Raw genomic sequence first — 19,625 nt, 5'->3', positions numbered from 1 at the left:
GGCGTACTGCTTCGCGAGTACGCCCTACGCCGCACCCGGACAACCTGCGTAGGGTGGGCCGGACGACGTTCCGCTTCAGCCTACCATCGGCCTCGTCATGATCGTTCCCACGCTCCACGTGGGAACGCCTCCTCGGGACGCTCCGCGTCCAGCGCCACCAATGATCGACGACAACGGCACATCGGCAACGGAGTCGCTACAATGGCGCCCCGTTTTCCTGCCCCATGAGTGACCGATGAGCCGCCCCGCATTCGACCCTGCCACCTACGACGCCCAACTCGCCGAGAAGAAGGCCCGCCTGGTCGAACTGCTGGCGCCCTTCGGCGCGCCGGAGCCTGCGGTGTTCGATTCGCCGCGCGAGCACTACCGCATGCGCGCCGAATTTCGCCTGTGGCGTGAAGACGGCCAGCGCCACTACGCGATGTTCGCGCCAGGCGACAAGCACACGCCGATCCTGCTCGACGACTTCCCCATTGCCAGCCTGCGCATCAACGAATTGATGCCGCGCCTGCGCGCTGCCTGGCAGGCCAGCGAAGCGCTGTCGTTCAAGCTGTTCCAGGTCGAGTTCCTCACCACCCTGGCCGGTGATGCACTGATCACCCTGGCCTACCACCGCCCGCTGGACGACGTCTGGCAAGCTGAGGCGGAAAAGCTGGCCACCGAGCTGAACGTCAGCCTGGTCGGCCGCTCCCGCGGTCAGCGCCTGGTGATCGGTCGCGACTATGTGGAAGAAGAACTGACCGTAGCCGGGCGCAGCTTTCGCTATCGCCAACCGGAAGGCGCCTTCACCCAGCCCAACGGCAAGGTCTGCGAAAAGATGCTGAACTGGGCCCATGATGCCCTAGGCCAGCGCGACGACGACCTGCTGGAGCTGTACTGCGGCAACGGCAACTTCACCCTGCCGCTGGCCACCCGCGTGCGCAAGGTTCTGGCGACCGAGATCAGCAAGACCTCGGTGAACGCCGCCCTGGCCAACCTGGCTGACAACGGCGTGAACAACGTCGAGCTGGTGCGCCTGTCCGCCGAGGAGCTGACCCAGGCGCTGAACGAGGTGCGCCCGTTCCGCCGTCTGGCCGGTATCGATCTCAGGAGCTATGAGTTCGGCAGTGTGTTCGTCGACCCCCCGCGCGCCGGTATGGACCCGGACACCTGCGAGCTGACCCGCCGCTTCGAGCGCATCCTGTACATCTCCTGCAACCCGGAGACCCTGGCCGCCAACATCGCCCAGTTGAGCGACACCCACAAGGTGACGCGCAGCGCGCTGTTCGACCAGTTCCCCTACACCCACCACATGGAAGCGGGTGTGCTGCTGGAGCGGCGCTGAGTAGTTTTCGCCCTTGGCCCGACTCAGCGAGACAAACCGCGCAACGCCCACCAGGCCAACCCGGTCGATGCCACTTCGAGCAGCAATGCGTAGAGGTTGAAGGTCTGCTGCGAACTACCGTCCAGCCAAAGCCCGGCTGCGCGTGCCAACGCCAGCACGCTGTACAGCAGCACCAGCAGAATCAGCGCCGGCCGCAGCAGATCCTGGCGCAGCAGAGCCATCGCCAGGTAAGCCGCCAGCCCCAGTTGCAGGCCGCCGTAATAGGCACGCACTTCAGTCACGGCGGCGCTTCCCATCAGCAACGCGCCGCTGAAGCTGGCCATTTCCTCGGGCCGAATGAAGTAGGCCAGCCCCAGCACGAGCAGGGCAGCGATCTGGATCAGCAAGATGATTCGGGCAAACAGCATCGGCGAGTACCGGACAGTGATCGACTGTCGCCAGTCGCGACGCATAGTCGCAATGGCTTGGGCGGGCGTGATGCCGGCGCTATGCTAAGCGCTCGATTATCTGGAGCCTTGCCATGCGTCGTTCCCTGCTCGCCCTCTGCCTGTTCACCAGCCTGGCTCACGCCAGCGAGCCCCTGACCATCGATGTGCACCGCGATGCCAATTGTGGCTGCTGCAAGGCGTGGATCAGCCATCTGCAGGACAATGGTTTCACCGTCAATGACCATGTCGAGGCCGACATGAGTGCGGTCAAACAGCGACTTGGCGTTCCGCCGCGCCTGGCGTCCTGTCACACCGGCGTGATCGACGGCAAGTTCGTCGAAGGCCATGTGCCGGCGGCCGACATTCTCAAGCTGCGTCAACGTCCCGATCTGATCGGCGCTGCCGTACCCGGCATGCCCATGGGCTCGCCAGGCATGGAGTACGGTGGTCGTGTCGACGCCTATCAGGTCATCGGCCTGGATAACCAACGCAACGATCAGCTGCTGAGCGACTATCCCGCCAACTGAGCCGGCACGGACGCAGCTACACTGCTGCGATAACCAACCAGGGAGTGCAGCCATGCGCTGGCAACGCGGTAGACGCAGTGACAACGTGGTGGATGCGCGCGGCCGCTCCGGCCGGCGCCTCGGTGGTGGCCTGAGCCTCGGTGGCGTGGCGGTGATCGTCATCGTCGGCCTGCTGATGGGCCAGGACCCGCTGCAGATTCTTGGCCAGATCGCCGGCCAGGCTACCCAGCCTCAGGTCGCGCAGACACAGAGCGCACCACCGGCCAACGACCAACAGAGCGAGTTCGTCCGCGCCATTCTTGGCGACACCGAAGACACTTGGCGCGAACTGTTCCAGCAGGCCGGCCAGCAGTATCGCGACCCGCAATTGGTACTGTTCTCCGGCGGCGTCAATTCCGCCTGTGGTTTCGCCAGTTCGGCGGTCGGCCCCTTCTACTGCCCTGGCGATCAGCGCGTGTATCTTGACATGGCGTTTTTCCGCGAGATGGAGCAGCGTTTCTCCGCTGCCGGCGACTTCGCCCAGGCCTACGTGATCGCCCATGAGGTCGGCCACCACGTGCAGACGCTGCTCGGCGTCTCGGCCAAGGTCAATGCGGCGCGCCAACGTGGCGAACGCGTCGAGGGTGATGGCGGCCTGCTGGTGCGCCAGGAACTGCAGGCCGACTGCCTGGCCGGGGTCTGGGCGCATCACGCGCAACGCCGGCATGACTGGCTGGAGGCGGGTGACCTTGAAGAAGCGCTGAACGCCGCCAGCGCCATCGGCGATGACCGCCTGCAAAAACAAGCGCGCGGCCAAGTGGTGCCGGACGCCTTCACCCATGGCACCTCAGAGCAGCGCGTGCGCTGGTTCAGCAGCGGTTTTGAAAGCGGTCAGCCAGGGCGTTGCGAAACCTTCAAGGCGGCGCGCCTGTAACACGCCGGCTTACACCACGAAGCGCTTGCTCCACCAGGCAAAGCCGCAGGCGGCAGCGCCGCACAGGGCGATCACCAGCGCCATGGGCATGGCCGAACCATCATGCAGGAAGGCCACCAAAGCCGAAGCGCTGGCCGCCACACTGAACTGCATGCTGCCCAGCAACCCGGATGCGCTGCCGGCATGACGGCCCTGCCCAGCCATGGCGCAAGCCGTGGCATTGGGCAACACGCAGCCGAGGCTGGCCACGCAAATGAACAGCGGAATCATCAGCGGCCACAGCTGCGCCGGTTGCCACAACGCCAGCACCAGCAGACACAGGCCACTGGCCAGGTACACCAGCACCATGCGCCGCAGCCACAGCGCCGGGCCACCACTGCGCACCAGACGCGCATTGACCTGCGCCATGATCACGAAGCCCGCTGCGTTGCTGCCGAACAGCCAGCCATAGTGCTCCGGCGGCACACCGTACAACTCGATGAACACGAAGGGCGAGCCGGCGATGTAGGCGAACATGCCCGCCATCGCCACACCGCCGGCCAGGCTGTAACCCATGAACGGTGCATTGCCCAACAGCGCGCGGTATTGGCCGAAGGCACCATTCAGCGGGGCCGGTGGCAGATGCTGCGGACGCGTCTCCGGCAACCACAACAGCACGGCCAGCAGGCACAACCCGGCAAAGATTGCCAGGCTGTGGAAGATCGACGGCCAGCCCAGGGTATTGAGCAGTAGTCCGCCGCCCAGGGGCGCGAGAATCGGCGCCAGCCCCATCACCAGCACCAGTTGCGAGAACACCTTGGCCGAGGCCAGTGGGTCGCACAGATCGCGCACTACCGCGCGGGTGATGACCATGCCGGCGCAACCGCCGAGGGCCTGCACGAAGCGCGCGGCCACCAGCCATTCCAGACTGGGAGCCAGGGCGCAGGTCAGCGATGCCAAGGTGAACAGGGTCACCCCGACCAGTAGCGGCATTCGGCGCCCGAAACGATCCGCCAGCGGCCCGTAGAACAGTTGGCCGATGGCGATGCCAACAAAATAAGCCGCCAGCGACAGCTGAATATGCTCGACGTCGGTGCCGAACTGCTGCGCCAGGGTAGGGAAACTAGGCAGGTAGAAATCGATGGCCAGGGGGCCGAAAGCGCTGAGCGCGCCCAGAATCAGGAGGGTTCGCAGGTTCATGAATGATCCGGAGAATTATTAGCCGGCTAATCATCTCATCGACCGGGCAGCTTGCGAAAGCGTGGGCCGCCGAGGGACGGCCCGGATGACTCAATGCGGTTGTTCTTCCTCCCTGGCCTTGCCGCGCCGGCTCACCCGTTGCGCTGCCGTTTCCACCAGCAGATAGAACATCGGGATAACGAACGTGGCCAGCAGGGTTGCCGCGAGCATGCCGCCGATCACCCCGGTGCCGATGGAGTGACGACTGGCCGAGCCGGCGCCGGAGCTGATGGCCAGCGGTACGCAGCCGAGAATGAACGCCAGCGAAGTCATCACGATGGGACGGAAACGCAGCTTGGCCGCCTCCAGCGCCGATTCAAAGATGCTCTTGCCCTCGGCACGCAGCAACACGGCGAACTCGACGATGAGGATAGCGTTCTTCGCCGCCAGACCGATCAGGGTAACCAGACCGACCTGGAAGTACACGTCGTTCTGAATGCCGCGCAGCCACACCGCGAGAATCGCGCCGAACACGGCGAACGGCACGGCGGTGACCACTGCCAACGGCAGCGTCCAGCGCTCGTACTGCGCGGCGAGAATCAGGAACACCAGAATCAGGCCGAAGACGAAGGCCTGAGTGCCCGAACCCTGAGTCGCCAGCTCTTGATACGCGGAGCCGATCCAGCCGAGGCTGTAGTCCTCGCCCAATACCTCATCGGCCACTTCCTGCATCGCCGCCAGTGCCTGCCCGGAGCTGTAGCCTGGCGCCGGGCCACCAAGCACCTTGGCCGAGGGATAGACGTTGAAACGGTCGTAGGAATCCGGCCCGAGGATGCGCCGCACCCGCAGCAAGGTCGACAGCGGCACCAGATCGCCACTGCTGGAACGCACGTAGACCTGGCCGAGGTCTTCCGGCTTGCGGCGGAACTCCGACTCGGACTGCAGACTGACCTGCCAGGTACGCCCGTAGAGCGTGAAGTCGTTGACGTAGTAACTGCCGAAGGTCGCCTGCATCGCGGTGAACACATCGCTGACGCTGACGCCCAGCGCCCGCGTCTTGGTGCGATCCAGGTCGATGTAGTACTGCGGCACGTTGGCGCTGAAGGTGCTCTGAATGCCGGCCAGCTCCGGCCGCTTGCTGGCGGCTGCGACGAAGGCCTGGACCTTCTCGCCGAGCTGCTCGACGCTGCCGCCGGAGCGGTCCTGAATGAAGGACTCGAAGCCACCGGTGGTGCTCATGCCGGTGATCGGTGGTGGATTGAACGACAACACCAGGCCATCCTTCTGCGCAGCGCCCATGCCCATGAACTCGCGCGTCAGATTGCGTGCATCGAGCTCGTCCGTGGTGCGCTCACTCCAGTCCTTGAGCGGCACGAAGGACACCCCGGCGTTGCTGCGCACGCCGAAGGTGAGCACGTCGAAACCGGCGAAAGTCACCACATCCGCCACTGCCGGATGCTCAATCAACTGCTGGCTCACCGCCCCGCTCAGCGCCTCGGTGCGATTGAGCGAAGCGGCCGGCGGCAGGTAGTAGGCGTTGATCACGTAGCCCTGATCCTCATCGGGCACCAGCGAGCCGGGCACCCGTGAGAACAGCAGCATGATCAGCGCGATCATGCCGCCGAACAGCAGCAGGCCGACCAGCGAACGCTTGAGGAAGAAACGCACGCCGGCGCCGTAGCCTGCGGTGGCCTTGTCGAAGAAGCGGTTGAAGGCGCGAAAAGGCGCCGCCGGTTCGTGATGGCCTGGCTTGAGCAACAGCGCGCAAAGCGCGGGGGAAAGCGTCAGGGCGACGATGCCGGAAATCACCACCGACACTGCGATGGTGATCGCGAACTGCTTGTACATCTGCCCCGCCAGGCCGCCGAGAAAGCCCACCGGCACGAACACCGCGCACAGCACCAGAACGATGGCAATAATCGGCCCGGTCACCTCTTCCATCGCCTTGATCGAGGCATCTCGCGCATTCAGCCCCTGCGTGCGCATCACCCGCTCGACGTTCTCGATCACCACGATGGCATCGTCCACCACGATGCCGATGGCCAGCACCATACCGAACAACGTCAGCAGGTTGATGGAGAAGCCCAGCAGGTACATGCCGGCAAAGGTGCCGACCAGCGATACCGGAATCGCCAGCACCGGAATCAGCGTGGCGCGCCAGTTCTGCAGGAAGATGAACACCACCAACACCACCAGCACCAGCGCCTCGAAGAAAGTGTGGATCACCTCAGTGATCGAGACCTGAACGAACTTGGTGGTGTCGTAGGGGATCTTGTAGGCGATGCCCTCGGGGAAGCGCTTGGCCAGACGCTGCATGGTGCGTTCGACCGCTTCGGCGGTGTCCAGGGCGTTGGCGCCGGGCTGCAGGTAGATGCCGAAAGCGGCGTTCTGCTGGCCATTGAGGGTAGTGACCAGCGAGTAGTCCTGGGCGCCCAGCTCGACCCGCGCCACATCCTTGAGCAGCAGGCTGGCACCGGTATCGTCGGTACGCAGGATGACGCTCTCGAACTCCTTCGGGTCGGTGAAACGCCCTTGCGTGGTGACGGTGTAGGTGAAGTCCTGTGGCTCCTTCAGCGGCTGCTGGCCGAAGCTACCGGCGGCGAACTGCGAGTTCTGCTCGCGAATGGCATTGACCACGTCGGTGGGCGTCAGGTTGTACTGCGCCAGCTTGTCCGGGCGCAGCCAGATGCGCATGGAGTAGTCCTTGGAACCGAACTGGCTGGCATCACCAACGCCCTTGAGACGCTTGAGTTCGTCGATGACGTTGATCAGCGCGTAGTTGCTGATGAAGATCGGGTCGCGCGAACCATCCGGCGAATAGAGGGTGATCACCTGGAGGATGTCGGAAGACTTCTTCTCCACCTTCACACCCTGGCGGCGCACTTCTTCCGGCAGCTTGGCCAACGCTGCTTGCACCTTGTTGTTGACGTTGATGGTGGCCTGGTCCGGGTCGGTGCCGACCGCGAAGTACACCGTCAAGCTCATCGCCCCACTGCTGGAGGAGTTGGACAGCTGGTAGATCATGTTCTCGACACCGTTGATCTCCTGCTCCAGCGGTGCCGCCACGGTTTCGGCGATGACCTGCGAGCTAGCACCGGGGTAAGCGGCGCTGACCGATACCTGCGGCGGCAGGATTTCCGGGTACTGAGCAATGGGCAGCGCGCGCATCGCCGCCAAGCCGGCGAGCACGATGACGATGGAAATGACGGTGGCAAATACCGGGCGGTCGATGAAAAAGCGCGAGATCATGGCCGTTACTCCTGCGCCGGGCTGGCTGGCGTGGCTGCCTTCGCCTCCTCGACTTTGACCGGGCTGTCCGGTCGCACCTTGGCCAGGCCGTCGACGATCACCCGTTCACCATCGCTGACGCCAGCCAGAATCACCCAGCGCCCGCTGGCCGTATCACCGGTGGTGACCTGACGCATGCGCGCGAGGCCTTGCTCGTCCACTACGTAGACGAAGGTCCCGCGCGGGCCCTGAGCGACGGCGCGCTCCGGTACGGTGATGGCGTTGGGACGGGTCAGCCCCTTGACCTGCACACGCACGAACTGCCCGGGCAACAGCTTCTGATCGGGGTTCGGCACCACGCCACGGGCGCTGACGGTGCCGGTACCGCGATCGATCAGGCTGTCGGTGAAGTCCACTTCGCCCGCTGTCGGATAGGCCGAGCCATCACCAAAATGCACTTCCACGCTGAGTTTGCCGCTGGCCGGCAGCGCCAGGCTGCCTTCGGACACTTCACGGCGCAGACGCTCGGCCTCGGCATCCGGGTAAGCGAAGTTGACGAAGATCGGGTCGAGCTGGGTGATCTGCGTCAGCAGGCTGGCACTGGGATCACCGGCGACGATCAGGCTGCCTTCGGAAACGCTTTCCTTGCTGGTGATGCCGGTGATCGGCGCCTTGACCGTGGTGTAGTCGAGGTCAATCTGGCGCGACTGCACCTCGGCCTGGGCCGCCTCGATATTGGCCTTGCTCTGTTCGAAGTTGGAGATGGCGTTGTCCAGTTCACTCTCGCTGGCGAAGCCCTTCTTCTGCAATTCGCGGATGCGTTTGAGGTCACGATCGGTCTGCCGGAAACGCGCCTGCTCCTGCGCCAGCGCGCCCTTGGCACGGGCCAGAGCCGCCTCGTAGGGGCGCGAATCGATGCGAAACAGCACCTGATCCTTCTGCACCCGACTACCCTCCTGGTAGGTGCGCTCCTGCAGAATGCCGCCGACCTGGGCTCGAACCTGCACTTCGCGGTAACCAGCGGTTCGCGCCGGATACTCCAGCACGATAGGTAGTTCGCCGGCCTTGACCTGCTCGACCGTCACCGCCGTCGGTGGCGCCTCGGCGGCCTCGACGCTCGCGGCCAGCAGGACCAGGCTGAAGGGCAGACAGACTCCGACCAGACGAACGAAGGGCATGAGGCATTCCTCTCCTTGGCTAGACACAGGGCAGAAGCAGGACAACCAAGCCCGCCACCAGCAGGCGGGGCAAAATCGGTAAACTCGGCACAATCTGAGCCTAGTTCCAATTAACCGGATCGCCATGCGTAGAACCAAAGAAGATGCGGAGAAAACCCGCTGCGCCATCCTCGCCGCTGCGGAACAGTTGTTCCTCGAGCGCGGGGTCGCCCATACCAGCCTCGAGCATATCGCCCGGCATGCTGGGGTCACGCGCGGCGCGGTTTATTGGCATTTCCAGAACAAGGCGCACCTGTTCCACGAAATGCTCAATCAGGTACGCCTGCCATTGGAGCCACTGGCCGAACAGTTGGCCGCAGTCGACGGCCTGGCGTCGCTGCAGTTACTGCGCGACCTGTGCATAGAAGCCATGGCCAATCTGGTGCTGGATGAGCAACGCCGGCGCATCCTCACCGTGCTGCTGCGCCGCTGCGAGTTCACCGAGGATTTACGCGAAGCCGAAGAGCGCCACGAAGCCTTCGTCAATCAGTTCATCGCCCTGTGCGAACAACAGTTCGCCCTGCCAGAGGTGCAACCGCACCTGCACCCCGGCATCACCCCACGCCTGGCCTCGCGCACGCTGCACGCGCTAATCGTCGGCCTGTTCAGCGATTGGCTGCGCGATCCCAATCTGTTCGACGCCCAGACCGACACGCCAGCGATGATCGACAGCTGCTTTCGCGGCCTGCTGCGGCAGTGGCCATAGCCGATCCGAGTTCTAGGCGGGCGCAACCTCGTAACCTTCTTCACGGATGGCGGCCTGGATCTGCGCAGCGTCCAGATTGCCCTGCACTCGTACCAGCCCAGCGGCCAGATCGACTTCGACGCTGGCCGCCTGGTCCAGCGCCTGGATTGCCTGGGTGACGACGCGCACGCAATGACCGCAGGACATTCCGCTAACTTTGAACTGTTGCATGACTGACTCCTTGAACCTATAGCAGGCTATTGAAAACTACCTACGTTGCCACTGCAGCGTTAAAAACAGGCTCAAAATGCTCATTTACGGCTCGTAAACTCCGCTTTTTCGCCTATTTTTGCCTTGCATTGGCTACCTCGCCTACGTTTTCAACGGCCTGCTGGTCGATGGGAGTAGTCTCGACCTTGCCACAATGGCAAGGTCAAGCCCTTGCGTCATGTCATTTGCCGCGTTCCCGTACGAGGGTCATCACCATGCGCCTGCTCTGCTCCGCCCTTGCCCTGCTGCTGACGCCTCCGGCCCAGGCCGAACCGCTGGCCCCGCTGCCCTCGACCAGCCAGGGCGAAGGTTATGCGGTGCTGATCGTCTCGCGCGAACGCCTGGAAGTGGCCACCACCTGCGAGGTTGCGCTGTACCTGCATGACCAGATGGCCGCACGCTTGCACCAGGGCCAGTCGGTGTCCTTCAACCTGCCGCCAGGCAAGGTCTCGCTGCGCCTCGGCCTGACCGGCACCGGTTCATGTCAGGACGGTATCAACCAGCTCGCCGGTCAGTCGCTGGAACTGCAATCGGGCGAGGTGCGCCGCTACCGCATCGCCATGGGCAGCGATGGCCTGCGACTGCATGCCGCGCCAACACTGAACTGAAGGCTTGACCTTGCCATGGGGTCAAGGTTGATCCTGTAGCCATAAAGCTACAGGGAGCCGAACCATGACCACTTTCGACCTGCCGATCCGAGGCATGACCTGCGCCAGTTGCGCCGGCCGTGTCGAGCGCGCGTTACGCAAATTGCCGGAGGTGAGCAGCGCCAGCGTCAACCTGGCCAATGAGCAGGCGCGTATCGACGCGCCGGCCGGCAGCCTGCCGCAACTGATCACCGCCATCGAGGGCGCCGGTTACAGTGTGCCCAGCCAGCCACTGGAGTTGGACATCGAGGGCATGACCTGCGCCAGCTGCGTCGGTCGTATCGAGCGCGCCCTGAACAAGCTGCCGGGTGTCAGCCAGGTCGCCGCCAATCTTGCCGATGAGAAGGCGCGCCTGCAGGTGCTCGCTGGTTTCGACCCGCAACAGGCGCTGAAGGCGGTAGCTGCCGCCGGTTACAAAGCCACCCTGCTCGATGATCACGCCACGACGGATGATGCCCAGCACCGACTACGCCGTGAACGTCTGACCTTGCTGGCAGCCATCGTCCTGACTCTGCCGCTGGTGCTGCCGATGCTCGTCGAGCCGTTCGGCCTGCACTGGATGCTGCCAGCCTGGGTGCAGTTCCTGCTGGCCACGCCGGTGCAGTTCATCTTCGGCGCGCGCTTCTATCGCGCGGCCTGGCAGGCGCTGAAGGCTCGCGCCGGCAACATGGACCAACTGGTGGCGATCGGCACCAGCGCCGGCTATGGCCTGAGCCTGTATCAATGGGCCGTGACGCCGGCCGGGCAAATGCCGCACCTGTACTTCGAAGCCTCGGCAGTGATCATCAGCCTGATCCTGCTCGGTAAGTACCTTGAGAGCCGTGCCAAACGCCAGACCGCCAGCGCCATTCGCGCGTTGCAGGCACTGCGCCCGGAGCACGCGGTGCGCCTTGTGGATGGCCACGAGGAACGCGTCAGCATTGATGCACTGGCGCTGGGCGACCATATCCTGGTCAAGCCGGGCGAGCGCTTCCCGGTCGACGGCCAGGTCCTGGAGGGCCACAGCCATGCGGACGAGGCGCTGATCAGCGGTGAAAGCCTGCCGGTGGCCAAGCAGCCGGGCGACAAGGTCACCGCTGGCGCCATCAACGGCGATGGCCGCCTGCTGGTGGAGACCACCGCCCTGGGTGCAGAGACCGTGCTGTCGCGGATAATCCGTCTGGTAGAAGACGCCCAGGCAGCGAAGGCGCCGATCCAGAAGCTGGTGGACAAGGTCAGTCAGATCTTCGTCCCAACCGTGCTGCTGATCGCCCTGGCCACGCTGCTCGGCTGGCTGGCATTCGGCGCGCCACTGGAAAGCGCCCTGCTCAATGCCGTCGCCGTGCTGGTGATCGCCTGTCCCTGCGCGCTGGGCCTGGCCACGCCGGCCGCGATCATGGCCGGCACCGGCGTCGCCGCGCGCCACGGCATCCTGATCAAGGACGCCGAAGCGCTGGAGGTGGCGCATGCCGTGCAGCACATCGCCTTCGACAAGACCGGCACCCTCACCGAAGGCAAGCCACGCATCGTCCATATCGGCCTGGGCGAAGCCAATGAAGCCGAACTGCTGCGCCTGGCCGGTAGCCTGCAACAGGGCAGCGAACATCCGCTGGCCAAGGCCGTCTTGCAGCGCTGCGCCGAACAGCACATCGCCCTGCCAGCACTCAGCGACAGCCGCGCGCTGACCGGTCGTGGAATCGCTGGCAGTGTCGAGGGCCGCAGCCTGCAACTGGGCAGCAGCCGCCTGCTGGAGGAGAACCATTTGCAGGCTGGAGCACTGGCCGAATCCGCCCGCACCTGGGAGGCCGAGGGCCGCACGCTGTCCTGGCTGATCGAAACCGGCAGCACGCCACGCCTGCTTGGCCTGCTGGCCTTCGGTGATCAACTCAAGGAAGGTGCGGCCGACGCCATCGCCGAACTGCGCGAACAGGGCATCACCAGTCACCTGATCAGCGGCGATAACCAGGGCAGTGTCGCTGCTGTGGCCAGCGTGCTGGGCATCGACCAACCTCATGCCCAGGTGCTGCCGGCGGACAAGGCGCGGCTGATCGGCGAACTGCGCCAACACGGCACCGTGGCGATGGTCGGTGACGGCATCAACGACGCACCGGCGCTGGCCGCGGCAGATGTCGGTATCGCCATGGGCGGCGGCACCGATGCAGCCATGCATGCCGCGGGCATCACCCTGATGCGCGGCGACCCGCGTCTGGTGCCGGCCGCGCTGGAAATCAGCCGGCGCACCTACGCCAAGATCCGCCAGAACCTCTTCTGGGCCTTCATCTACAACCTGATCGGCATCCCGCTGGCCGCCGCCGGCCTGCTCAACCCGATGTTCGCTGGCGCCGCCATGGCCCTGTCCAGCGTCAGCGTGGTGAGCAACGCGTTGCTGCTCAATCGCTGGAGACCGCGAGCATGAACATCGGCCAAGCCGCCAAGCACACCGGCCTCAGTGCAAAGATGATTCGCTACTACGAGTCCATCGACCTGCTGCCCCATGCCGGGCGCTCGGAGAGCGGCTATCGGCAGTACAGCAGCAGCGACCTGCACCGCCTGGCATTCATCAAGCGGGCACGGGATCTGGGGTTTTCGCTGGAGGAGGTGGGCAAGCTGCTGGCCCTTTGGCAGGACAAGCAGCGCGCCAGTGCCGATGTGAAGGCATTGGCCGAGGGCCATATCGCCGAACTGGAACGCAAGATTGCCGAGATGAGCGCCTTGCGCGATACGCTGGTGGATCTGGCAAACAGTTGCCAGGGCGATAGCCGGCCGGATTGTCCGATTCTGCAGGGGCTGGAGGAAGGAGTGAGTTGCGGCGCGGCGGGATGTTCGTCGCACCGTCAGCCGTAGGGCGGGTGAAACCCGCCAGACCGACAACGGCGGGTTGCACCCGCCCTACGTCAGTGGCGCTGCCGGTTCTAAAGCCCCTCCCATGGCACCGGGCGCAGCGTGAGGATGTGCGCACGGCGCACCCTACGGAGCAGAGCCCGGCAAAAGCTTTATCAGCGCATCCAGGGCGGTATCGGTTCGGCGTCCTTGGGTTCGTCTTCGGCGTTGAGCAGGGCCTGCTTCTTCGCTTCCTCGGCCAGGGCGGCCTTGATCTCGCGCATCACCGCGTCGATATCGGCAGCGTCCTCGGGCTCGGCGAATTCGCCGGTCAGCTGCGTATCGGGCAGCAGTTTGCCGGCCTCGTAGAGCGCCCACATTTCCTTGGCGTACTTGGTGTATCTCAGCTCGGGAGCGAACTGGCCGAAGTACTCAGCCATGTTGCGCACGTCGCGCTCGAGCATGCTGAAGGCGTGGTTGTTGGCGGCGGCGTCCACGGCCTGCGGCAGATCGATGATCACCGGGCCCTCAGGGCCGAGCAGCACGTTGAATTCCGACAAGTCGCCGTGCACCAGGCCGGCGCAGAGCATCTTGACGATCTCCTGGATCATGAAGGCGTGAAATTCACGCGCATCATCCGGGTGCAGGTCGACGTCATTGAGCCGTGGTGCCACGTCGCCCTCGCCGTCGCCCACCAGTTCCATCAGCAGTACGCCGTCGAGAAAATCGTAAGGCTTGGGCACCCTCACGCCGGCATTGGCCAAACGGAACAACGCGGCGACTTCGGCGTTCTGCCATGCGCTTTCCTGCTCCTTACGACCATATTTGCTGCCCTTGGCCATGGCCCGCGCCTGACGGCTGCCACGCACCTTGCGGCCTTCCTGATACTCGGAAGCCTGGCGAAAGCTACGTTTGTTGGCTTCCTTGTAGACCTTGGCGCAGCGCAGCTCGTCGCCGCAGCGCACCACATAAACCGCTGCTTCCTTGCCGCTCATGAGCGGTCGCAGCACCTCGTCCACCAGGCCGTCTTCGACCAGGGGTTCAATACGTTTGGGCGTCTTCATCGGTGTGGATCACGGGTCCTTTTTGGCCAGAGGCGGACTTTCAGGGGCCATCCTCTCACAGCGCGGGGCAGATGCCGACTCCCACTGTTCAGGCACTGACCAGATGACGCCTGAGCGCCTCGATGGCGTAGCGCACTTTGGCCGGCTGAGCGTCGCGTCGAGGGGTGACGATATGCAGGCCGATGGGTTCCAGTTTCCAATCCGGCAGCAGCGGCAACAGCTCGCCGCGAGCCAGTAGTTCACGGATTTCCGGCTCAGGCTGCAACGACATGCCCATACCCGCGAGGGTGAACTGGCGCGCGGCCAGGATGTTGTTGCAGCTGATGCGCGTCTCCAGCCGCAGGCGCTGCTGTGCTCCACCGGGGCCATGCAAGGTCAGGTGCTGGCTACGCTCCAGATGCAGACTGATCCAGTCGAGCTTGAGCAACTGCGACGGTTCGACGGGTAAACCAACGCGGGCCAGGTAGGCTGGAGCTGCGCACAGGATCATGCGCCAGTCGGTCACGTAACGAGCCACCAGACTGGAGTCCTCCTGGCGGCCGACACGGATGGCCAGGTCGATACGTGATTCGATCAGGTCGATCTGTTCATCGTGAAAGAACAGGCTCAGGCTCAACCCCGGATGGGCACTGAGCAACGGCGCCAGCGCTTCGCTCAGCAACGGCCCGGAAAACCCGACCGGCGCGGCGACACGCAACTCGCCCACCGGCGCATCACGCTGCTCGGCCAGGCGCTGCTCGGCTCGCTCGGCCAGTTCGACTATCTGCCGGCAGCTTTCATAGAACTGCGCGCCGGCCTCGGTCAGGGTCAGCTTGCGTGTGGTGCGGTGCAGCAGCGTGACGCCAGTGGCCTCCTCCAGCCGGCGCATCTGCTGACTGACCGCCGAAGCCGTCATGCCCATGACTTGGGCAGCTGCCACCATCGAGCCCTTTTGCACCACCGTGGCGAACAACGCCATGCGTTTGAGCTGCTCCATTATGAAGCCTCGCTTAACTATCCAAGTACATCAGGCCACTTTTTCCAGGCTTTATCCAGCGGCGATCATGTATCAACCATCACCTACCAAGGATTACTTCATGAAGATCGCTCTGATCGGCGCCACTGGTTATGTGGGCGCACCGCTGCTGCAAGAAGCATTGAACCGCGGCCATCAGATCACCGCTCTGGTACGCCACCCGCAAAAGCTGAGCGCACATCCGCAGCTGAGCGCCATTGAGGCGGACGTTCACGACAGCACAGCGCTGGCCGAGCAGTTGCGTGGACATGACGCGGTGATCAGCGCCTTCAACCCGGGCTGGGGCGTGACAGAGATTCGTGAACAGTTCATAGCCGGCAGCCGCTCGATCATCGCGGCGAGCAAGCAGGCTGGCATCAAACGCCTGCTGGTTGTCGGCGGTGCGGGCAGCCTTTATGTCGCCCCTGGCGTGCAATTGATCGACACCCCGGACTTTCCTGCCGAGTACAAGGAAGGCGCCGAGGGCGCACGCCAGGCGCTGAATATGCTGCACGAGGAAGCACAGCTGGAGTGGACCTTTCTCTCGCCCGCCGCCCTGCTCGTTCCGGGGCCGCGCACAGGCAAATTTCGTCTGGCCCGCGACGAGTTGCTGATGAATGGCGATGAGCCGGGCAGCATTTCGGTTGCCGACCTCGCCGTGGCGCTGATCGATGAAACCGAGCGACCGCAGCATATCCGCCAGCGTTTCACCGTGGCGTACTGAACCGAGCGCTCACGCGGGCGGCCGCTCCGAACGCCAATAACCCAGAGGAATGTCCATGACTCCATTCAGCAGCAGTGCCTTCGTCGCAACCGACACCCCGGCACGCTATATCAGCCGGCTGTGCAAGCACTTCGCACACAAGATCCCGGTCAGCTTCGATGAACAACAGGGGCGCATCGAGTTCGGCGCTGGCCTGGCGACCCTGAAAGCGGAAAACCAGGGCCTGCGCCTACAGGTGGAAAGCGCCAGCAGCGAAGACCTGCAACGCCTGGAAGGCGTCGTCGGCAGTCACTTCGAACGTTTTGCCTGGCAGGAAGAATTGACCCTGGACTGGCAGCCCATCTGATCCCTCAAAGCGCATCCAGCCGAGCGCGCAAACGGCGCAACACCGCCAGGGACTCGGGGTTGTCGCCATGCACGCAGAGGCTGTCGGCCCGCAACCGCAGCGGCTTGCCATCGATATCGGCAAACGGCTCGCCGCTGGCAATAGCCAGCGCCTGGCCAAGGATTCGCTCGGGATCATGGTGCACCGCGCCGCTGAGGCGGCGTGGTGCCAGCTGCCCATCTGACAGGTAGGCGCGGTCGGCGAACGCCTCGAACATCAGCGGCACATCGGCCTCGTCAGCCAGACGCAGCTCCCGGTCATTGTCAGCCAGCGCCAACACCATCAGCGGCAGGCCCTTGCGATAGCTGACACAGGCATCCAGCACCGCCATCAGCAACGCACCAGATCGTTGTACAGCGCGCCATGCGGTTTGACATAGGCCAGCTGGCAACCGCGCGCTCGGCAAAAGGCATCCAGTGCCCCCCCACCTGATACAGCACCAGTGCGCAGACCTCCTCCGGCTAGCACTGCAGGTGACGCCGACCAAAGCCTTGCAGGTCCGGATAGGAAGGATACGCACCAATACTCACGTCATGCGCCACGGCCAGCTCGACACAGCGCGCCATGATCAGCGGATCGCCTGCATGGAAGCCGCACGCCAGGTTGGCCTGATCGATCAGCGGCATGGCCAGTTCATCATCGCCCATACGCCAGGCGCCGAAGCCCTCGCCCATGTCGCAGTTCAGGAGAATAGGGTTCATGCCGGCAGCTTAGAACGCCAGGAAAGCCAGCGCAAAGCGCACTCAAAACTCGAGAATTAATCGTATTTACAAAATTTACATCTGCCTGCAGGCCAATCGCCACGGCCTCTCCAGCCGGATGCCATGCCCATCGATATCATCCGCAATTGAACCTTATATGCAAATCACTATCATCCCGACCGTTTGCACGCATTACGACTGCACCCTCTTACTGCCAGGAGTCGATCGATGTCCGCCCTTAATTCCCGTACCGCCTTAGCCAGCGCCATTGCCTTGGCCGCCAGCTTCGGCGCCCAGGCCAACGAGCCCATCGCCCTAGGCGACGTGGTCGTCAGCGCCTCCGGCTTCGAGCAGAAGATCACCGAAGCCCCCGCCAGCATCAGCGTGATCAGCCGCGAGGAGTTGCAGCAGAAGCGCTACAACAACCTGGCCCAGGCACTAGGCGATGTGGAAGGTATCGACATTGGCCAGGGCACCGGTAAGACCGGCGGCCTGAATATCAGCATCCGCGGCATGCCCAGCCAGTACACCCTGATCCTGATCGACGGCCGCCGTCAGAACGCTGCCGGTAACGTCACGCCCAATGGCTTCGGTGAGACGTCCACCAGCTTCATGCCACCGATGTCCGCCATCGAGCGTATCGAAGTGATTCGCGGGCCGATGTCGACTCTGTATGGTTCCGACGCCATGGGCGGGGTGATCAACATCATCACCCGCAAAGTCGGCAAGGAATGGTCCGGCTCTTTGACCCAGGATTACACCTACCAGGAAAATCGCGACTTCGGTGATACCCGTAACACCAGCATCTACGCGAGCGGCCCGCTGATCGACGACCTGCTCGGCCTGCAGGTACGGGGCAGCCTGTTCAATCGTGAGGAGTCCGACCTGAGCTACGGTAACGGCGTAGATGTCAGCAAGCGTGGCCCCTCTCCAGTCGATGGCCGTACCAACAATCTGGGAGCACGCCTGACTCTAACTCCTCATGAGAATCACGATTTCGGCCTGGATATTGAACGCGGCCGCCAGAAGTACAACAACGACGAATGCCAGCTCGGCAGCCTCGACGGCCAGAACCGCGACTGTACTGCCAGCGCTACCTCCGCCAATGGCTATGCCGACGAGCTACGATTCGAACGCGAGCAGATCGCCCTGACCCACACCGCGCGCCTGGGCTTCGGGACCCTGGACTCCAGCCTGATGCACAATCGCACCGAAACCATCGGTCGTACCATTCCAGGTGACATTATCGGCAATAGCTCCGGCATCCCAGGCACGCTAATTGGTGATGATCGTGATCTGGAGACAACCAACCTGGTTTTCGACAGCAAACTCGTAGCCCCAATAGGTGAGTCGCACATTGCCACCCTCGGCGGTCAGTGGTGGAAAGCCGAAATGACCGACGGCATCGCCCTAGATGATTTCGAACAGAAAACCTGGGCAGTCTTCGCCGAAGATGAATGGCGCTTGCGTGATGATCTGGCCCTGACGTTGGGCGCGCGCTATGACGACCATGAAGCCTTCGGCGGCCATGTCAGCCCGCGTGCCTATCTGGTATGGAATACCACGGACAGCTGGACACTCAAAGGTGGTATCAGCCGTGGCTACAAGACTCCGGATCTGAACGACCTGCATGGCGGCATAAACGGTGTCACCAGCCAGGGACGGGTCGTGACCATCGGCAACCCAGACCTGAAGCCTGAGACAACCACCAGCAGCGAGTTTGGCGTCTACTTCGACAGTCTGTCCGGCTTCAATGCCAACGCCACACTGTTCCACAACAAGTTCAAGGACAAGATCGCCAGCGGTGATCCGGTTGCAGATCCGCTGTGCAGCGGCAACATAGCAAGTGGCGGACTCCCGGCTGGCACCTGCTCGCAGCAGATCAATATCGACGAAGCCGTAACCCAGGGTCTGGAACTTGCTGCCAGCTGGAACTTCGCGCCGGCCTGGACGCTGTCGGCTAACTACACCTATACCGATAGCGAACAGAAAAGCGGCGACAACAAGGGCCAACCGCTGACCAATACTCCCGAACATCTGGCCAATGCCAAGCTCGCCTGGCAGACCACTGACCGCCTCAACCTTTGGCTGAAGAGCGAGTACCGGGGCGAACGCGCTCGCTTTACCTCGAAGTACGAAAACCTGGCCAATGCCAACGGCAGCTACTCCACCAATCAGTCGATCTACGACACCCTAGGCAAGAACACCAAGGCCTATACCCTGTTCCATCTGGGTGGCTCGTACAAAGCCTCGGAAAACGTCACGCTCAATGCAGCGATCTACAACCTGCTGGACAAGGACTTCGTCAAAGGCAAGGCATATACCACCTATGCAAACAGCGGAGCGGTCGATAGCACGGCCTACGGCACCGACTACATGCAAACCGGCCAGTCCACCACGGGCACTGTGGAAGAAGGCCGCCGTCTCTGGCTGTCTGCCGTGATCGACTTCTGATCACAATGCCGCCGCTCCATCCGGAGCGGCGGCTTCTCTGGTGAACGGCATCGGCAAACGAACGTATAGACTGTGTAAATAAGAACCACCCGCAAGAATTTCCCCTC

At 63.5% G+C, this 19,625-nt stretch carries 17 protein-coding genes and 1 pseudogene; 10 read left to right on the top strand and 8 right to left on the bottom strand.

Annotated elements, in window-relative coordinates; genetic code table 11:
- Positions 1–235: 235 nt before the first annotated feature.
- Entirely contained in the window at positions 236–1,324 is a 1,089-nt protein-coding gene (gene trmA / locus AAEQ75_RS12695) for a tRNA (uridine(54)-C5)-methyltransferase TrmA (protein WP_343349156.1), read from the top strand.
- A gap of 23 nt (positions 1,325–1,347) precedes the next feature.
- On the opposite strand, the gene AAEQ75_RS12690 is transcribed toward trmA, so the two are convergent.
- The gene (locus AAEQ75_RS12690) at positions 1,348–1,731 is read right to left on the bottom strand and encodes a DUF4345 domain-containing protein (protein WP_343349155.1); all 384 of its coding nucleotides are present in this window, start codon (positions 1,729–1,731) and stop codon (positions 1,348–1,350) included.
- 113 nt (positions 1,732–1,844) lie between these two features.
- On the opposite strand from AAEQ75_RS12690, the gene AAEQ75_RS12685 reads away from it, so the two are divergent.
- Entirely contained in the window at positions 1,845–2,279 is a 435-nt protein-coding gene (locus tag AAEQ75_RS12685) for a DUF411 domain-containing protein (RefSeq protein WP_256835490.1), read from the top strand.
- Positions 2,280–2,331: 52 nt separating this feature from the next.
- Entirely contained in the window at positions 2,332–3,192 is an 861-nt protein-coding gene (ypfJ, locus tag AAEQ75_RS12680; RefSeq protein ID WP_343349154.1) for a KPN_02809 family neutral zinc metallopeptidase, read from the top strand.
- Positions 3,193–3,201: 9 nt separating this feature from the next.
- Here the strand turns inward: ypfJ and AAEQ75_RS12675 are convergent, their stop codons facing one another.
- The 3 genes from AAEQ75_RS12675 to AAEQ75_RS12665 form a co-directional block, all read right to left on the bottom strand.
- Entirely contained in the window at positions 3,202–4,371 is a 1,170-nt protein-coding gene (locus tag AAEQ75_RS12675; protein ID WP_343349153.1) for a Bcr/CflA family multidrug efflux MFS transporter, read from the bottom strand.
- Positions 4,372–4,461: 90 nt separating this feature from the next.
- A complete protein-coding gene (locus AAEQ75_RS12670) occupies positions 4,462–7,599 on the bottom strand; it encodes an efflux RND transporter permease subunit (protein WP_343349152.1) in 3,138 nt (1,045 codons plus the stop codon).
- Positions 7,600–7,604: 5 nt separating this feature from the next.
- Complete coding sequence (locus AAEQ75_RS12665) at positions 7,605–8,756, bottom strand: efflux RND transporter periplasmic adaptor subunit (RefSeq protein ID WP_099522526.1); 1,152 nt, start codon at positions 8,754–8,756, stop codon at positions 7,605–7,607.
- Between the two features lie 124 nt (positions 8,757–8,880).
- Between AAEQ75_RS12665 and AAEQ75_RS12660 the strand changes: the two genes are divergently transcribed.
- On the top strand, positions 8,881–9,501 hold the full coding sequence (locus AAEQ75_RS12660; RefSeq protein WP_143506179.1) for a TetR family transcriptional regulator: 621 nt from the start codon (positions 8,881–8,883) through the stop codon (positions 9,499–9,501).
- Positions 9,502–9,513: 12 nt separating this feature from the next.
- On the opposite strand, the gene AAEQ75_RS12655 is transcribed toward AAEQ75_RS12660, so the two are convergent.
- On the bottom strand, positions 9,514–9,711 hold the full coding sequence (locus AAEQ75_RS12655) for a heavy-metal-associated domain-containing protein (RefSeq protein WP_343349151.1): 198 nt from the start codon (positions 9,709–9,711) through the stop codon (positions 9,514–9,516).
- A gap of 254 nt (positions 9,712–9,965) precedes the next feature.
- On the opposite strand from AAEQ75_RS12655, the gene AAEQ75_RS12650 reads away from it, so the two are divergent.
- The 3 genes from AAEQ75_RS12650 to cueR all read left to right on the top strand — a co-directional run bounded on the left by AAEQ75_RS12650 (position 9,966) and on the right by cueR (position 13,220).
- On the top strand, positions 9,966–10,358 hold the full coding sequence (locus AAEQ75_RS12650; RefSeq protein WP_343349150.1) for a hypothetical protein: 393 nt from the start codon (positions 9,966–9,968) through the stop codon (positions 10,356–10,358).
- Positions 10,359–10,422: 64 nt separating this feature from the next.
- The gene (locus AAEQ75_RS12645; protein ID WP_343349149.1) at positions 10,423–12,792 is read left to right on the top strand and encodes a heavy metal translocating P-type ATPase; all 2,370 of its coding nucleotides are present in this window, start codon (positions 10,423–10,425) and stop codon (positions 12,790–12,792) included.
- Positions 12,789–13,220, top strand: coding sequence for a Cu(I)-responsive transcriptional regulator (cueR, locus tag AAEQ75_RS12640; protein WP_179575580.1), 432 nt, complete (start codon positions 12,789–12,791; stop codon positions 13,218–13,220). The genes AAEQ75_RS12645 and cueR overlap by 4 nt, the downstream gene beginning before the upstream one ends.
- A 152-nt stretch (positions 13,221–13,372) precedes the next feature.
- Here cueR and AAEQ75_RS12635 read toward each other — a convergent pair whose 3' ends face one another.
- Positions 13,373–14,260 (bottom strand): PA4780 family RIO1-like protein kinase, encoded by an 888-nt coding sequence (locus AAEQ75_RS12635; protein WP_074857790.1) that lies wholly within the window; start codon positions 14,258–14,260, stop codon positions 13,373–13,375.
- Positions 14,261–14,348: 88 nt separating this feature from the next.
- Positions 14,349–15,236, bottom strand: a complete 888-nt coding sequence (locus AAEQ75_RS12630) for a LysR family transcriptional regulator (RefSeq protein WP_343349148.1) — start codon at positions 15,234–15,236, stop codon at positions 14,349–14,351.
- 100 nt (positions 15,237–15,336) lie between these two features.
- Between AAEQ75_RS12630 and AAEQ75_RS12625 the strand changes: the two genes are divergently transcribed.
- On the top strand, positions 15,337–15,978 hold the full coding sequence (locus AAEQ75_RS12625) for an NAD(P)-dependent oxidoreductase (protein ID WP_343349147.1): 642 nt from the start codon (positions 15,337–15,339) through the stop codon (positions 15,976–15,978).
- 55 nt (positions 15,979–16,033) lie between these two features.
- A complete protein-coding gene (locus tag AAEQ75_RS12620) occupies positions 16,034–16,324 on the top strand; it encodes a DUF2218 domain-containing protein (RefSeq protein ID WP_343349146.1) in 291 nt (96 codons plus the stop codon).
- A 4-nt stretch (positions 16,325–16,328) separates the two neighbouring features.
- Here the strand turns inward: AAEQ75_RS12620 and AAEQ75_RS12615 are convergent.
- Positions 16,329–17,064, bottom strand: a pseudogene (locus AAEQ75_RS12615) (5-oxoprolinase subunit PxpA).
- Positions 17,065–17,292: 228 nt separating this feature from the next.
- On the opposite strand from AAEQ75_RS12615, the gene AAEQ75_RS12605 reads away from it, so the two are divergent.
- Positions 17,293–19,518 carry a TonB-dependent receptor domain-containing protein gene (locus AAEQ75_RS12605; RefSeq protein WP_343349144.1) on the top strand — a complete coding sequence of 742 codons (2,226 nt, stop codon included), beginning with the start codon at positions 17,293–17,295 and terminating at the stop codon, positions 19,516–19,518.
- Positions 19,519–19,625 lie beyond the last annotated feature (107 nt).

Source organism: Pseudomonas sediminis (assembly GCF_039555755.1).
Lineage (GTDB): Bacteria > Pseudomonadota > Gammaproteobacteria > Pseudomonadales > Pseudomonadaceae > Aquipseudomonas > Aquipseudomonas mendocina_D.
Note: the sequence above shows the minus strand (reverse complement) of the source record. Positions and strands in the feature narration are given on the sequence as shown.